The following is a 15,222-nucleotide window of genomic DNA, read 5'->3' as shown; positions in this document are numbered from 1 at the left end:
AGCCGGTCAGCGAACCATACTGACCGACACCGGCAGGCCCGGATCGGTGGCGACCGTCAGCGGCGAAGCGGCCGCGCCACCAGCGATGACATGCGCGCCGAGCGCGGCGATCATCACCCCGTTGTCCGTGCACAGCCGAGGCTTGGGCACCCGCAAGGTCAAACCGGCCGCGGCGCAGCGTTCCTCGGCCATCGAGCGGATCCGCGAGTTGGCGGTCGCGCCGCCGCCGAGCACCAGCGTGCCGACGCCGACATCCTGGGCCGCGCGAACCGCCTTCATCGTGAGCACATCCGCGACCGACTCCTGGAAAGACGCCGCGATATCGGGGATGGGCAGATCCTCCGCGGCGACGCCGTCGCGCTGGGCCGCCTCCACGTAACGGGCGACCGCGGTCTTGAGACCCGAGAAGGAGAAGTCGTAGCGCGGGTCGCGCGGCCCGGTCATGCCGCGGGGGAAGGCGATGGCGCGCGGATCACCGGCCGTCGCGGCGGCATCCAGCGCCGGACCGCCGGGAAAGCCCAACCCGAGCAGCCGCGCCACCTTGTCGAACGCCTCGCCCGCCGCGTCGTCGACGGTGCTGCCCAGCTCGACGATCGGCTCGGCCAGATCCGTGACGTGCAGCAGGTGCGTGTGCCCGCCCGACACCAGGAGCGCGACGCACGGCGGCATCGGCCCGTGCTCCAGAGTGTCCACCGCGACGTGCCCGCCGAGATGGTTGAGCGCGTAGAAGGGCACATCCCACGCCGCCGCATACGCTTTCGCCGCGGCGACACCGACCAGCAGCGCACCGGCCAAGCCGGGGCCGATGGTCACCGCCAGCGCGTCCGGTTTCGCGATGCCCGCGGCCGACAGCGCGCGGCGCATGGCGGGCACGATCGCCTCGAGATGCGCGCGCGAGGCGATCTCGGGGACGACGCCGCCGAAGCGCGCGTGCTGGTCGACGCTGGAAGCGACCTCGTCGGCGAGCAGTTCGCAGGTGCCGTCGGGGCGCCTGCGGACGATGCCGACTCCGGTTTCGTCGCAGGAGCTTTCGATGCCCATGACGATCACGACAACACCTCGTCCCGTGTGCGCCAGCGCTCCCCGCTGGTCAGCGCGGGGCGACGCATCGTGTACGCGTCCGCGCCGCTGGGGTGGTAGTAGTTCTTGCGCAATCCGATGATGTGGAAGCCGTGCTTGGCGTACAGCGCGATCGCAGGCGCGTTGTCGGTGCGGACCTCCAGGAACACCGGTCCACCGCGCCGGTCCGCCTCGGCGAGCAGCGCCTCCAGCAGGAGCGTGCCGACACCTGTGCGGTGGCAGCCGGGGTCGACGCCGATGGTGTGGACCTCGGCCTCGGGGTGGTCGGCATCACCCAGCAGGGCGATACCCGCGTAGCCGACCATTCGCCCGTCGTCGTCGCGCGCGGTGATGTAGCGGTTGTGCCGCCCGGCCAGCTCGGACTGGAAGGCTACGGCGGCCCACGGGTCGTCCTCCGGAAAAAGCAATTGCTCCAGCTCGACGCAGCGCGTGATGTCGGCGGCCACCATCGGCGCGATTCGGAAAGTCACCGGCTTCACGCCCCCGTCCGGTCGAGTCGGCGGTAGGCGTTCTCGACCGCGTCCGGCCTGCGCAAGTACAGCGGAACCAGCGGCTCCGGCACGCTGCGGGACAGCACCTCGGCGGCGACGACGCGGACCAACCCGGTGGGCGAGGGCGTCTCGGCGGGGAGCACGGGCAGATCGAAGAAGTCGACATGCGAAGCGGATCCGGCGATCGCCGTGGCGTCCCCCGCGTCCAAGTCCGAGGGCTTGCACACGTCTGGTCCGGCCACGCGCGCACCCTCCCGGTACCGCGCCCAGTACACCTCGCGCCGCCGGGCATCGGTCACCACGAGCAGTTCGGCTTCGGGCGGGAGCTCGACGGGGGGCGGCACCGCTGGGTCGACGGCGGCGTCGGCTGCGATCGCGTCGAGGCTGCACGCGCCGTACACCGGGATCCCGAGCGCGTCGCCGAACGCGGCGGCGGTGGCCATGCCGACGCGCAAGCCGGTGAACGGACCCGGACCGACACCGACCACGATCGCGTCGATCTCGGTCCTGGAACGGCCTGCCTCGGTGAGGCATTCGAGGATCTGCGGAGTGAGTACCTCGGCATGGGCACGGGGGTCGACCCGCACCCGGGAGGCGACGGTGCGTACCCGGACCGGATTCGCCGCGTCGGCGCCCTGCTCCAAGTCCACCAGTCCCGCTGTGACGGCGGGTGTCGCGGTGTCGACGGCTAGTACAAGCATGATTGGGCCAACGATACCGGGTGGTAGGTGAGGCCGACGCAGAGCTACCCGGTAGCTAATTCACCCATTCCCAGCTGGCGGTGCGCACATCCGAGTCCGGCGCCCGCGACAGCACCACACGCAGATGCCGATCCGCGAGGTGCTCCACCACGCCGCGGCCCCACTCCACCACGACGACCGCCTGATGCAGATCGGTGTCCAGGTCCAGCGCGTCCAGTTCGTCCAGGTCGCCGCCGAGCCGGTAGGCGTCCACGTGCACCATGGGCACCGACGGGCCGCCGGCGCGCTGCCCCGCGCGGTGCTGGCGGGCGATGATGAACGTCGGCGAGCTGACCCGCCCCTGCACGCCAAGACCTTCGGCGATACCGCGAGTCAGCGCGGTCTTGCCCGCGCCGAGCGGACCGTCCAGCACCACGAGATCCCCGGCACGCAGATCGGTGGCCAGTTCCCGGCCCAGCGCCTCGGTGTCGGCGACGGTGGGCAGCACTCGATGCCCCGGATCAGCCACGGGCCACCTCCGAGGCCTCCCCCTGCGCCGGGTCGACCACGCCCGCACGCACCAGCAAGCGATCCAGCGCGGCGTTGACTATGTCCGGGTATTGCAGATGCGGCATGTGCGCCGCGCCTTCCAACCGGATCAGTTCGCTGCCCGGCAGAGCGGCGGCGAGCGCACGCGAATTCCGGAACGGGATCACCAGATCGTGCCCGCCGCCGAGTACCAGGGCCGGTATGCCCGCCAGCGCGGGCAACGCCGCCGACTCGTCGTGCAGCTCGATGGCCTGAAGGAACTTCACTACGGTCTCCACCGGCGTCTGGTCGATCATCAGCGTCATGAAGCGCGACAGCGTCGGGCTCACCGGTCCGTGGAACGAGCTGACGTGCAGGATCGGCGTGATCACCCGCCGCGCGGTGACGCGGCCGGCCTGCACCAGCGCGGGCGCGGTGTATACGGCCACCCGGAACCCGTCGATCGCGGGATTGCGCAACAGTTGCCCGATCCCTGCCGCGGTGACCTCGGCGGCCGCGGTCGACAACAGTGCGATCCCGATCACTCTGGCCGCGAACAATTCCGGGAATCGCGCGGCCGCGGCCAGGATCGCCATCCCGCCCAGCGAATGCCCGACCAGCACCACCGGCCCCGCCGGAGCGGTGGCGTTCAGCACGGCGGCGAGGTCGCTCCCGAGCTGGGCGACGGTACAACTCGCGGCGCTCGGCACGCCGGAACGGCCGTGCCCGCGCAGATCGAACAGCACCATGCGAAGCCGTGCGCCGTAGCGCTTTTCCAGGTCACGACGCTGAAAGTGGAAGGAAGCCATGCTGTTGCAGAAGCCGTGCACGAAGATCACCGTCACCGGTGCGTCGTCGGGGCCGCAGATCCGCGTGGCCAACGGCACGCCGTCGTCGGCGAGTACCGTCCCCGCGCGGTCGGCATCGATCAGCGCGAAATTCTCGTCGCGGTAGTCGTCGCCCCGCGCGGGCCACAACACCCGCGCACCGGCGCGACGCAAGGCGTGGGCGCCTGCCAGCGCACCGACGAAACCAGCCGTGGCCAGCCCGCCGCGCAGCGGGGTCAGCCGGAAGCGGCTCATCGAACGCCACCGACATAGCGCCGGGTGACCCGGCCGCGCGGTGAACACACCACTTCGTAGTGGATGGTGTCGAGCAGATCCGCCCACTCCTGGGCGTGCGGTCGCGCACCGAAGAGAATCGCGGTGTCGCCTTCCTGAACGCCCGCCGCGTTGTCACCGAGGTCGACGACGAACTGGTCCATACACACCCGCCCCACGTTCCTGCGCGGCGCCCCGCCGAGCCAGACATCGAAACGTCCGCTCAGGGGGCGGAAAACGCCGTCGGCGTAACCGGCGGGGATCAGCGCGACGGTGGTGTCGCGCGGCGCGATCCACTGGTGCCCGTAGGAAACGCCTTCGCCCGCGGCCACTCGTTTGACCAGGGCGACCTGTGCCTGGAACGTCATCGCGGGCCGCAGGCCGAAATCGTCGTCCGGTATCGGGGACAGGCCGTACATGGCGATGCCCGGCCGGACCAAGTCGAAGGCCAGGTCAGGGCGGGTCAGGGTCGCGGCGGAGTTGGCGATGTGCACCAGCTCCGGTTCCAGGCCGTGCTCCTTGGCCGTGGCGATGGCCTCCAGGAACCGGGCGCGTTGCGCGTCGTTGTTGGGATGCTCGGGTTCGTCGGCGTGCGCGAGGTGGGAGAAGATCGCGCGAAACCGCACCACACCCTCGTCGACCAGAGCGCGCAGCGCCGTCAGGACTTCCGGGTACACGACCGGCGACACGCCGTTGCGGTTCAGGCCGGTGTCCACCTTCAGGGTGACCGTCGCCGGACGGCCCAGGTCGCGCGCCGCGGCCTCGACCGCTCGCAGATGAGCCGCCGAAGAGATCCCGATCTCGACGTCGGCGGCCACCGCAGGCGCGAAGTCGGTGTCCGTGCTGTGCAACCAGCACAGGATGGGCGCGGTGATCCCGGCCGCACGCAACTGCACGGCCTCGCCCACCGTCGTGACACCCAGTTCCGCCGCGCCCGCCGCCAGAGCGGCCCGGCCCACCTCGACCGCGCCGTGGTTGTAGCCGTCGGCCTTCACCACCGCCATCACCGCGGCGCCACCCGCGTGCTCCCGCAGAATCCGCACGTTGTGCGCGATGGCGTCCAGGTCGATGACCGTTTCCACTTGCGCTGTGCCGCCTCTCCGCATATTCGGGCCGGACCGGTCGGGCACGCAAGACTCACGTTCGGATCCTGCGTGTGATGCCGCCTTGATTTCGGGCGTGCCCGACGAGTTACCCATGTGCTCTCGAGATCAGTCGTTGCGTCGATTCCGGTCGAGTCTATTGGCGCGCTCGGTGCTGGCTCCAATCGGTTTGTGTGGCGCGTGAGCGAGGCCACGGAGAACGCCGATGGCGGGGCGGACGTGAGCTGCCAGCAGGCTTGCCGAGATGGGGGTTCCCGCCGGGGCGGCGTCATGTGCGGCGAGGTTCGCGGACAACGCGTGCACGCGCGCGGCCGCCGCCGCCGACCACGCGGGTTCCCGCCCCGCCGCGAGCAGCGCGCCGATGATGCCGGAGAGCACGTCGCCCGCGCCGGCGGTCGCCGCCCAGGAACCGCCCGCCTCGTTGACCAGCACGGGACCGCCCGGGGCGGTGACGAGCGTGGCGCGGCCCTTCAGCAGCACCGTGACCTGCCAGGAAGCGGCGAAATCGCGGACCGCTGCCACCCGGTCGGGACCGACCTCGTGGCCGGTGAGGCGGGCGAACTCGCCCGCGTGCGGAGTCAGGACGGTCGGGGCCGCACGACCGCGCACCAGGTCCGGCTCCGCGGCCAGCATGGTCAGGCCGTCGGCGTCGATCACCACCGGGAGGTCGTTGGCCAGGATCTCGCGCAGGCGTTCCCTGGCGGCGGAGTCGGTGCCAGCGCCGGGACCGAAGACCCAGGCCTGGACGCGACCGGTCGCGGCGACCTCCTCGGCGGCGATCACTTCGGGGAAGTGGTTCAACACCTCGGCCGCCGCGGTCCCGGCATACCGCACCATCCCCGATGTCGCCGCGACGGCGGCGCCCGCGCACAGCACCGCGGCGCCCGGATACGTTGCGCTACCCGCGCATACGCCCGTCACACCCTGCGTGTACTTGTCGTCGGCCGGGCCGGGGACCGGCCACGCGGCGCCGATCGCCGCGTGCTCCAGCGCGAGGAGACCCGGTTCCGGGAGACGTAAACCGATGGGCACCAATTCGATTCGCCCGCACTGCGGCGCGGCGAGCGCGTGCACCGGCTTGTACGCGCCGAACGCGACCGTGACGTCCGCGCGAACCGCCGGGCCTTCGATCGCGCCGGTGTCCGGGTCGACGCCGCTGGGCAGGTCTGCCGCGACGACCGGAGCCTCGAGCGCCGCAACGATTTCCGCGGCACGCGGCCGCAACGCACCGCGACCGGAGATGCCGACGATGCCGTCGATCACCAGATCCGGGCGGCCCACGTCGTCGGCGACTCGACCGCCCGCTCCGCGCAGCGCGGCGAGTCCTCCGGCGTGCACCCGCTCCGGGCTGAGCAACACCGCGGTGACCGCGACACCGCGGCGGCGCAGCTGCGCCCCGGCCCAGAGCGCGTCGCCGCCGTTGTCCCCGGAACCGACCAGCAGGGTCACCGCCCGCCCCGCGATACCGCCGGCACGCTCCCCGAGCTCGCCCGCAACCACCGTGGCCAGGCCGTGCGCCGCCCTGCGCATGGGCACGCCGTCCGGCACCCGGGTGAACAGCTCGGCCTCCGCCGCGCGCACTTCGTCTACCGTGAAATAGCCCCGCTGCGTGGACATCGCCGCTCCCTCCGTCGGTATGGCCTACTACGCTTGGCCATCATGCCAAGCGTCCGCCGCATCGGGATCGTCCGCGTCGTCACGGGAGTCGCCCTGGCCTGCGCGCTCCTACTGTCCGGTTGCGGCGGCGACGAATCCGGTTCGGCCGCCACCACGACCAGGAAACCGGCCGGGCCGACCACCACCGCGCAGCAGACCGGTGACCGCAAGCCCGCCGCGGCCACCGTCGTGGCGCACGACATGAAATTCTCCCCCGCCGAGGTCACCGTCGCGGTCGGCGACACGGTCACCTGGAAATTCGACGACAAGGTCCCGCACACCGTGCAGGGCATCGGCGACAAGGCCATGGGCATAAACAGCCCGATCTTCGACAAAGGCGAGTGGAGCTACACCTTCACCACGCCGGGCACCTACCGCTATCTCTGCTCACTGCACCCGGAGATGCGCGGCTCGGTCACCGTGCAGTAGACCGCGCGGTACGGACCCTTCGGGCCTACCGGGGCGTTCCACCGGCAAAGCGCTCCGGACGTCGCCTCGGCGAGGTCCAGCCGAGACACCGAGCCGTCTCGCGCTCACACCGGACGGTAGTCGCGGTGCCGTGCGCCGTGGGTGTTCAGTGCTTCGACCGCGGCCACGAGCGGAGCGAGTTCGGGGTTGGCGGCCGCCTGCCCGAGTGCTCCGGCCAAGGCGGCGTCGTGCGTGGGCCGCGCCTGTTCGAGCAGGTCCAAGCCCGCCGGGGTGACATCGGTGTAGATGCCACGACGGTCGTCGGGGCAGAGGTAACGCTGGAGCAGACCGCGATCTTCCAGCCGGGAAACCAGTCGGGTTGTCGCGCTCTGGCTCAGCACCACGGCCTCGGCCACCTGGTTCATCCGCAGGTGCCCGCCCGGCCCGTCGTGCTGGCGGCTCAGTACGACCAGCAGGGAGTACTCGCGAACGCTCAGGTCGTGGCCGGATTGCAGGGCCCGCTCGATGTGCGCCTCGATCCGGTCGTGCAGCAGCGACAGTGCGTACCAACCATCGGCGAGGCCGGTCAAGGCGGCATCCGCGGTCATCGGCGTTCCTTCGTCGTCGGGGGGCGTGCCTCCAGGATAGCCAGAGATCACAATAGCCCGCGCTTGCAATTAAAGGGCGTCTGCAATTATTGTTTCCGCTTGTAATAGTTTGAAGCAACGTCACGTGGAGGCTTCGTTCATGCCCCTCGCACTCCTCGCCCTGACCCTCGGGGCATTCGGAATCGGGACGACGGAATTCGTCGTCGTCGGACTGCTACCCGACATCGCGAGCAGCTACTCGGTGTCCATCCCCACCGCGGGCCTGCTGGTCACCGGCTACGCGCTCGGCGTCGTGGCGGGTGCGCCGCTGATGACCGGGCTGGGTACCCGGCTGTCGCGCAAACGGATGCTGCTCGGCATGCTGACGCTGCTCGTCGCCGGCAACCTCCTGTCCGCCGCGGCACCGACCTTCGCGCTGATGCTGACCGGACGGATCGTCGCGTCGCTGGCCCACGGCGCGTTCTTCGGGATCGGCGCGGTCGTCGCCGGAACCCTGGTCAGCGCCGATCGGCGCGCCGGTGCGATCGCGATCATGTTCACCGGGCTCACCGTCGCCACGGTGGTCGGCGTCCCGCTGGGGACGCTGCTCGGCCAGCACTTCGGCTGGCGGCTGACCTTCGTGTTCGTCGCACTGGTCGGGTTGATCGGCCTGCTCGGCGTCGCGGCGCTGGTCCCGGAACAGCCCGCCGCGGCGAACGCCGCGCTGCGCACCGAACTCGCGGTGTTCCGCAACCCCCAGGTGTTGCTGGCGATGGCGATGACGGTGCTCGGCTTCGGCGGGGTCTTCGCCGCGATCACCTATCTCGCGCCGATGATGACCGAGGTCACCGGCTATGCGGAGAGTTCGGTCACCTGGCTGCTGGTCCTGTTCGGCCTCGGCTTCTTCGCGGGCAATCTGATCGGGGGCAAGTTCGCCGACCGCCATCTGATGCCGATGCTGTATCTCACACTCGGCGGGCTCGCGCTCGTTCTCGCGCTGTTCACCGTCACCGCGCACGACAAGATAGCCGCCGCCGTCACGGTGGTGTTGATCGGTGCTCTTGGCTTCGCGACCGTGCCGCCGTTGCAGAAGCGCGTCCTCGACCAGGCCGCGGGCGCACCGACCCTCGCGTCGGCGGTGAACATCGGCGCGTTCAACCTCGGCAACGCGGTGTCGGCCTGGCTCGGTGGCGTGGTGATCGCCGCAGGCTACGGCTACACCGCACCCAACTGGGTCGGCGTCGGTCTGGTGCTGGTGGCGCTACTGCTCGCGATCCTGTCCGGGCGGCTCGAGCGTCGCGCGACACCGACCGCCTCGGAGGAGCCCCTGGCTACCGTGCCGGCATAGCCGCCGGTCGTCCCGGCGAAACAGCGGCCGCGCACTGCGAAGTGCGCGGCCGCCGAACTATTCCACGGTGACGGATTTGGCCAGGTTGCGCGGCTTGTCGACGTCGTAGCCGCGCGCCTGGGCCACCTCGGCGGCGAAGATCTGCAACGGGACCGTCGACAACAGCGGCTGGAACAGCGTCGGCGCGCTCGGGATCTCGATGAGGTCGTCGGCGAACGGACGCACCGTGTCGTCGCCCTCCTCCGCGATCACGATGGTGCGCGCGCCGCGAGCCTGGATCTCCCGGATGTTGCTCAGCAGCTTCGAGTGCAACACCGCGCGCCCCTTCGGCGACGGCATCACCACGATCACCGGCAGGCCGTCCTCGATCAGGGCGATCGGACCATGCTTGAGCTCACCCGCCGCGAACCCCTCGGCGTGCATGTAGGCCAATTCCTTGAGCTTGAGCGCACCCTCCAAGGCCACCGGGTAACCGACGTGCCTGCCCAGGAACAACACGGTCGGCACCTGCGCCAGCTCCCGCGCGATGGCCCGCACCTGCGGCGCGGTCTCCAGCACGCGTTCCACCAGCTTCGGCATCGCCTCGAGTTCGGCGAACTCGCGGGCCACCTCGTCCGGGTACTTGGTGCCGCGCGCCTGCGCCAAGGCGAGCCCGACCAGGTAATTCGCCGTCACCTGGGCCAGGAACGCCTTGGTGGAGGCGACGCCGATCTCCGGCCCGGCCCTGGTGTAGAGCACCGCGTCGGACTCGCGAGGGATCTGCGCGCCGTTGGTGTTGCAGATCGCGAGGACGCGCGCCTTCTGTTCCTTCGCGTGCCGCACCGCCTCCAGCGTGTCGGCGGTCTCGCCGGACTGGGAGATCGCCACCACCAGCGTGGAGCGGTCCAGCACCGGATCGCGGTAGCGGAACTCGCTGGCCAGCTCCACCTCGACGGGCAGCCGCGTCCAGTGCTCGATGGCGTACTTCGCCAGCAGACCGGAGTGATAGGCGCTGCCGCACGCCACGACGAAAACCTTGTCGAAATCGCGCAGCTCCTGATCGGCGAGGCGCTGCTCGTCCAGCACGATCCGGCCCGCGCCGTCGTGGTCGGTGCTGAAATGCCCCATCAGGGTATCCGCGACCGCGGCGGGCTGCTCCTCGATCTCCTTGAGCATGAAGTAGTCGTGGCCGCCCTTCTCGGCGGCGGCCAGGTCCCAGTCGATCGTGAACGGGCGGGTGCGCGAGCTCGCGTCCTCGCCCGCGAAGTCGGTGACCCGGTAGCTGTCCAGGCTGATCACCACGGCTTGGTCCTGACCGAGCTCGACCGCCTCGCGGGTGTGCTCGATGAATGCCGTGACATCCGAGGCGATGAACATCTCGCCCTTGCCCACGCCCACCACCAGCGGGGTGGAGCGGCGCGCCGCCACGATCGTGTCCGGATGATCGGCATGCGTGAAGACCAGCGTGAACGCACCCTCCAGACGGCGCAGGACGGACAGCGCGCTGGCCGCGAAGTCGCCTGCGGTCGGGCCATGGGCGTACGCGCGGGCCACCAGGTGCACCGCGACCTCGGTGTCGGTGTCGCTGTTCAGCTCGACCCCGGCGTCCTCCAGTTCGCGACGCAGCGGGGCGAAGTTCTCGATGATGCCGTTGTGTACGACGGCGACCTTGCCGGTGTGGTCCCGATGCGGGTGTGCGTTGCGGTCGGTCGGCGCGCCGTGCGTGGCCCAGCGGGTGTGCCCGATGCCCGTGGTGCCGACGAAGCGATCTATCCCGGTTTCGGCGAGCTGGGCCTCCAGGTTGGCCAGGCGGCCCGCCTTGCGTTCCACCGCCAGCGTGCCCGCGCCATCCAGGATCGCCACACCCGCGGAGTCGTATCCGCGATATTCCATGCGGCGCAACGCGTCAACGACGACGCCGAGCGCGTCTCGGTACCCGACGTACCCCACGATTCCGCACATGGCTCACCACACTACTTATCGGATAACGTTCACGTCGTGTCGGCGTCTGTGAAATCGCTATTGAGCACCCTGACCAGCCGGGGCCCGCACCGCGTGTTGCGTGGCAACCTGGCCATCGCCGGCCAGCCGGGGGTGGTGTTCACGCCCGAGACAGGGCGGAACCTACCTGCTGTCGCGTTCGGACATGGCTGGTTGACCGGGGCGAACCACTACCGCACGCTGCTCGAACACCTCGCGTCCTGGGGAATCGTGGCCGCCGCGCCCGACACCGAGCGCGGGCCGATTCCGTCACATCTGGGGCTGGCCGCCGATTTGCTCACCACACTCGATATCTGCACCGGTGTGCGGCTCGGGGACGGCGAGATCAGCGTGCATCCGGAGCGCCTGGCTCTGGCCGGGCACGGCATGGGAGCGGGCGCCGCGGTCATCGCCGCAGGCCGCCGCGACGTCGCCGCCGTCGCGGCGTTGTTCCCCGCGCCGACGGCGCCCGCCGCCGAAGCCGTCGCCCCGGAGCTGGACGTTCCGGCGTTGATCCTGGCCGGCGCGACCGACATCGCCTCGGTCAGCTCCAACGCCATCCCCCTGGCCACCGCCTGGGGCGGCCCGGCGACCCTGCGCGCCATCGACAAAGCCTCGCACAACGGCATCATCGAGGGGCGGCGCGTCCTCGCCGCCGTGGGTGCGGGCAAGCACGAATCGAAGACCTCCCGCACCACGCGCGCCCTGCTGGCCGGTTACCTGCTCGCCACGCTGGCGGACGACAAGACCTATCGCGCCTTCACTGATCCCGACGAGGTCATCCCGCACACCACCGTCGTCGACCCCGCGGCGCCCCAGGAGAAGGAGCCGCCGAAGCTGAAGGTCGGCCAGCTCGCCGCGCTGCTGCGGCGGTAGCCGACCGACCGGCCCGCGGAGCGTCGGTCAGATCAGCCAGCTCTTGCGTTGGTAGAACTTGGCCTCCTCGTCCTCTTCATCGACCGGCGTCACCGTGTGATTGGCCCGGCGGGCGGCCATCGACCGTGCGATGGCCGCGCGCTGCTCTTGTGCTTCCTCTTGTAGTCGCTGCCGCTCCTCCGCCTCGGCGGCGGCCTTGTCCAGGTCGGCGGCGTGCGTCATCCAGAATTCGTCCATCTCGGCGGTCAGCCGGTCGGCGAATTCCCGGCCGGTCGCCGCGGTCTGCTCGTTGATCGCCTGGATCTCGTCGAGCAACAGCGACATGCGGCGCTGGTTCTCGGCGGCGAGTTGCCTCGCTTCCTCGGCGTAGTCGACCATGCTGCGCCTCCTCGCTCATGCGGTGTGCGACCTCGTCCCGGACGGGCTCACAGTGGGCCCGCCTCAGCGAACCCCGCGTCCAGCGGCCCGGCTTCGGCGAGTTCCGCGCCACTGTCCACTGGAACGTCCGGTCCCCGCTCGCCCTGCTCCGGCATCGGCTTCGGGTAGTGCTCGCCGTCCTCTTCGCGCCGGGTGCGCGGCAAGGTTCCGCTCGGCAGCCCGGGCCGATCGTCCTTGGTGTCCGGTTCCGAACCTGGAGCGGGCGTTTTCTCTTCTTCCCGAGGTTCCGGTGCCGGAGACTCCTCGTTCCGAGACTCCGGCGTAAGAGCCTCAGGCACCGGGGGCTGCGCGTTGTCGGCGTCGCGCTCGATCGTGGAGATGACCGGCATGCCGTGCTCGTTCAGCTCGACGGTGAACACCTGCTCCGCACCCGTGGTATCGGAGAGGACGAGTCTCAACCGGCCGTCCGGCCCCATCTCGAACTGCACATGCTTACCGCCGATTTCGAATTCCGCCTCGGCGCGCGGCTTTTGGTTCTGACCTTCGTCGTCCCGGTCGTCGGCTTCGGCGTTCTGCGGATCGATGCTGTGCGTGAGCTTTTCGATCGCGTCATCGACTCCGCTTTTGATGATTCCGCTCAACGCGGACACGCCCTGCTCCACCGCCTGACCGAGACCGGTTGCCAGCGGCGCGAATTCCCGCGCCACCTGGCTGAGCGCGGCAAGTCCGTCCAGTGCGGGCATCCTGGGCGCGGGGGCGGTCGGAGTACTCGGCGTGGTCGGAGTACTCGGCGTGGTCGGGGTACTCGGCGCGGTCGGGTTGTCCAGCGTGGTCGGCGTGGTCGACGCGGGGACTGTGCTCGGTGTCGTGCTCGCCGGGACCGTGGCGGCGGGCGGGCCCGGCGGGACGGGGCCACTGGTCACCTGGGGTTCGTCCTGGTCGACCGGTGTCCCCGGTGGTGGTTCCGACGGACCTTCCGGGCGCGGGTAGCCATGCTCGGCCACCTGCGTCAGCGCATCGGCCAGGTTCTTGTACTGGTCCTTGAACAGTCGATCGACCTCGGTACAGACGTCGATATAGGACGACAACTTCCGGTCGAAGTCCGGCTTGAACGTCTTGGTCAGCCACTCATCGGTGACGCTGCGCACTCGGTCGCCGTACGCGCCGGTGAGCAGATTCTCGCTGTCGGAGTTGATGAAGCCGAGCACGCTTTTGTTGATCTTGTCCTCCGGCACGGCGAGTGCGGGGAAGATGCGGCCCAGCTCGCGGACCTGGTCGGCGTCGATCCATTCTCGCGCGTTGTGCACGTCGACGATGACCTTCACCTCCGCCGGGGTCTTACCGTCGATCTCGACCACCTTCCTGCCGCCCACCGGTCCCGCGAGCAACTCTCGGGTGGCGAACGCCTTCGCGGCCACCGCCGACCGCAGCGAACCCGCCATATCGGCGATCACGGTAACGGCGGCCCTGACGTGCTGCCGGTCCTCGTCGGCCAGGACCGACTGTTTGCCGAGCATGTCGAGTGCGGCGGCGGCCGCCGTACCCTGCCACAGTTCGGGCAGCCGACGGGTGTAGCCCTGCTGCGCGTCCCATTGCCGATCCACTTCCGACAGTGCGGCTTTCAGCGCCTCGCCCGTCTGCTCCAGTCTCTCCAACCGGGTGCCGCGCTGCTCGTCGTACATCGCCAGCAGCTTGCCGACGCCGACGCGTCTCTCGTTGTCGCCGAACGCCGCCTCGTACAGCGGCGTGAACTCGATCCAGTACCGCAACCCCGCGCTGCCCTCGTCCAAGAGGGTGTCGATCGCCTTGCCCTGCCAGGAAACCGTCATGATTCCGACTCCTCGAATGTCTGGCGTCGCCGGTGCGAGCACGGGTCATTCGGCGGTCTCATGTCTTGTTCGTCTCGGAAGCGCGCTGCTGGTCGGTTTCGGCGTAGGCCACCACGGCGGCCCCGAGCGCGTCGGCGGTCGCGGTCGTGGCCTCACTCCAGATCCGCAGCCACGCACCGACCCGTTCGAGGCCCTGATGCACCGCGATCCCCTGCGGCGCGTAATTCCGGCCCGCCTCGGCACCGCCGCCGAACAGATGATCGGCAACTCGCTTCGCCTGGTCCCGGACGACGTCCGCCGATCTGCGATAGTCGCTGCCGAGCGCACCTAGCTCCCCCGTCCGCACACCGACCATTTCCGACCCGCCCACGAATCCCCTCCGTCCTCGTAGTGTCGTTGCGCCGACGCGAATTTCGTTCGCGCCGAATGCCGCCCTACTTCCTTCGACGCAACACGCCGACACTCGGTTCCCTCGAATTTCCGCCCCCCGCGGATTCGGTCAGCTGCCGATTCTGCCTCGGTCGGTGCGGACCCACTCGGAGGTGCCGTCGGGGTGGCGGTGGAATTCCCATGCGGCGTAGTCGCCGTCTTTCTCCACCACGGTGACGTGGTCGGCGAAGCCGTCGTGGTCGTAGTCGGTCCAGACCTGCATCGCGTCGTCACCCGTGGTGGTGATGGTGTCGAGCGAGCCGTCGCCGTCGATGTCCTGCGTCGGGTGGTGCAATTCGATCGCGCCCAGGCCGTCGAGCGACGAAGACGCGTCGATGCCGGGTATATCCAGGCCTGGGAATTCGCTCGAGGTGATCATGACCCCTCCTCAGCAGGACTCGTACCGGTGGTGCGATGCCGCCCGAGCGGCATCGTTCCATCCTGTCACCCGCGCGGGCTCGACGCAGCCCCCGCGGGTTCACTTCTTGGGCATCAACAGCCACAGCACCAAGTAGATGACGAACTGCGGGCCGGGCAGCAGGCACGACACCACGAACAACAGACGGACGACGTTGGCGTTCCAGCCGAGGTACTCGGCGATGCCACCGCAGACGCCTGCGATCCACTTGTCGTGGGTGGAGCGGGTGAAACGGCGGGTGGGGGCGGTCATTGGTCTTCCCTCTCGTGCGGTGATCGCTACGTCCTCCACTGTGCCCGTCGTCGCGGGCCCCGCCATCGGCCCGGCGGCCGATACCGACCCTGATTTCTCC

The 15,222-nt window shown here is 69.9% G+C and carries 17 protein-coding genes; 3 read left to right on the top strand and 14 right to left on the bottom strand.

The annotated features are described in order from the left end of the window. Positions 1-6 precede the first annotated feature (6 nt). The 7 genes from tsaD to ACWEO7_RS14580 all read right to left on the bottom strand — a co-directional run bounded on the left by tsaD (position 7) and on the right by ACWEO7_RS14580 (position 6,599). A complete protein-coding gene (gene tsaD / locus ACWEO7_RS14610; RefSeq protein ID WP_452423667.1) occupies positions 7-1,050 on the bottom strand; it encodes a tRNA (adenosine(37)-N6)-threonylcarbamoyltransferase complex transferase subunit TsaD in 1,044 nt (347 codons plus the stop codon). Further along, positions 1,047-1,550, bottom strand: coding sequence for a ribosomal protein S18-alanine N-acetyltransferase (gene rimI / locus ACWEO7_RS14605; protein ID WP_452423665.1), 504 nt, complete (start codon positions 1,548-1,550; stop codon positions 1,047-1,049). The genes tsaD and rimI overlap by 4 nt, the downstream gene beginning before the upstream one ends. Positions 1,551-1,555: 5 nt before the next feature. Continuing rightward, positions 1,556-2,272 carry a tRNA (adenosine(37)-N6)-threonylcarbamoyltransferase complex dimerization subunit type 1 TsaB gene (gene tsaB / locus ACWEO7_RS14600; protein WP_452423663.1) on the bottom strand — a complete coding sequence of 239 codons (717 nt, stop codon included), beginning with the start codon at positions 2,270-2,272 and terminating at the stop codon, positions 1,556-1,558. Positions 2,273-2,327: 55 nt separating this feature from the next. Next, positions 2,328-2,780, bottom strand: a complete 453-nt coding sequence (gene tsaE / locus ACWEO7_RS14595; RefSeq protein WP_355076288.1) for a tRNA (adenosine(37)-N6)-threonylcarbamoyltransferase complex ATPase subunit type 1 TsaE — start codon at positions 2,778-2,780, stop codon at positions 2,328-2,330. After that, a complete protein-coding gene (locus ACWEO7_RS14590) occupies positions 2,773-3,861 on the bottom strand; it encodes an alpha/beta fold hydrolase (protein ID WP_452423661.1) in 1,089 nt (362 codons plus the stop codon). The genes tsaE and ACWEO7_RS14590 overlap by 8 nt, the downstream gene beginning before the upstream one ends. After that, positions 3,858-4,985: an alanine racemase gene (alr, locus tag ACWEO7_RS14585; RefSeq protein WP_450015124.1), complete on the bottom strand. Its 1,128-nt coding sequence runs from the start codon at positions 4,983-4,985 to the stop codon at positions 3,858-3,860. Before alr ends, ACWEO7_RS14590 begins: the two co-directional genes overlap by 4 nt. A gap of 105 nt (positions 4,986-5,090) precedes the next feature. Beyond that, positions 5,091-6,599 (bottom strand): NAD(P)H-hydrate dehydratase, encoded by a 1,509-nt coding sequence (locus ACWEO7_RS14580; protein ID WP_452423659.1) that lies wholly within the window; start codon positions 6,597-6,599, stop codon positions 5,091-5,093. Positions 6,600-6,641: 42 nt separating this feature from the next. Here ACWEO7_RS14580 and ACWEO7_RS14575 point away from each other — a divergent pair, with 42 nt between their 5' ends. Beyond that, the gene (locus ACWEO7_RS14575; RefSeq protein ID WP_450015094.1) at positions 6,642-7,067 is read left to right on the top strand and encodes a cupredoxin domain-containing protein; all 426 of its coding nucleotides are present in this window, start codon (positions 6,642-6,644) and stop codon (positions 7,065-7,067) included. A gap of 104 nt (positions 7,068-7,171) precedes the next feature. Here ACWEO7_RS14575 and ACWEO7_RS14570 read toward each other — a convergent pair whose 3' ends face one another. Continuing rightward, positions 7,172-7,654 carry a MarR family winged helix-turn-helix transcriptional regulator gene (locus ACWEO7_RS14570; protein WP_355076279.1) on the bottom strand — a complete coding sequence of 161 codons (483 nt, stop codon included), beginning with the start codon at positions 7,652-7,654 and terminating at the stop codon, positions 7,172-7,174. Positions 7,655-7,793: 139 nt separating this feature from the next. Between ACWEO7_RS14570 and ACWEO7_RS14565 the strand changes: the two genes are divergently transcribed. Continuing rightward, positions 7,794-8,981, top strand: a complete 1,188-nt coding sequence (locus tag ACWEO7_RS14565) for an MFS transporter (protein WP_452423657.1) — start codon at positions 7,794-7,796, stop codon at positions 8,979-8,981. Between the two features lie 57 nt (positions 8,982-9,038). Here ACWEO7_RS14565 and glmS read toward each other — a convergent pair whose 3' ends face one another. Then, the gene (glmS, locus tag ACWEO7_RS14560; protein WP_452423655.1) at positions 9,039-10,922 is read right to left on the bottom strand and encodes a glutamine--fructose-6-phosphate transaminase (isomerizing); all 1,884 of its coding nucleotides are present in this window, start codon (positions 10,920-10,922) and stop codon (positions 9,039-9,041) included. Between the two features lie 36 nt (positions 10,923-10,958). Here glmS and ACWEO7_RS14555 point away from each other — a divergent pair, with 36 nt between their 5' ends. After that, on the top strand, positions 10,959-11,816 hold the full coding sequence (locus ACWEO7_RS14555) for a poly(ethylene terephthalate) hydrolase family protein (RefSeq protein ID WP_452423653.1): 858 nt from the start codon (positions 10,959-10,961) through the stop codon (positions 11,814-11,816). Positions 11,817-11,843: 27 nt separating this feature from the next. Here the strand turns inward: ACWEO7_RS14555 and ACWEO7_RS14550 are convergent, their stop codons facing one another. From ACWEO7_RS14550 to ACWEO7_RS14530, 5 genes are all read right to left on the bottom strand, one after another. Next, a complete protein-coding gene (locus tag ACWEO7_RS14550) occupies positions 11,844-12,194 on the bottom strand; it encodes a hypothetical protein (RefSeq protein ID WP_452423652.1) in 351 nt (116 codons plus the stop codon). Between the two features lie 47 nt (positions 12,195-12,241). Then, on the bottom strand, positions 12,242-14,023 hold the full coding sequence (locus ACWEO7_RS14545) for a hypothetical protein (RefSeq protein WP_452423650.1): 1,782 nt from the start codon (positions 14,021-14,023) through the stop codon (positions 12,242-12,244). A 58-nt stretch (positions 14,024-14,081) separates the two neighbouring features. Then, positions 14,082-14,393 (bottom strand): hypothetical protein, encoded by a 312-nt coding sequence (locus ACWEO7_RS14540; RefSeq protein WP_452423648.1) that lies wholly within the window; start codon positions 14,391-14,393, stop codon positions 14,082-14,084. 129 nt (positions 14,394-14,522) lie between these two features. Further along, entirely contained in the window at positions 14,523-14,831 is a 309-nt protein-coding gene (locus tag ACWEO7_RS14535) for a DUF6802 family protein (protein ID WP_450015088.1), read from the bottom strand. A 99-nt stretch (positions 14,832-14,930) separates the two neighbouring features. Further along, positions 14,931-15,122 (bottom strand): PspC domain-containing protein, encoded by a 192-nt coding sequence (locus tag ACWEO7_RS14530; protein WP_039795694.1) that lies wholly within the window; start codon positions 15,120-15,122, stop codon positions 14,931-14,933. Between the last annotated feature and the right edge of the window lie 100 nt (positions 15,123-15,222).

It is taken from the genome of Nocardia sp. NPDC004260, from assembly GCF_053603155.1.
The sequence above is the reverse complement of the archived record's forward strand: the minus strand, read 5'-3'. Positions and strand labels throughout refer to the sequence as shown.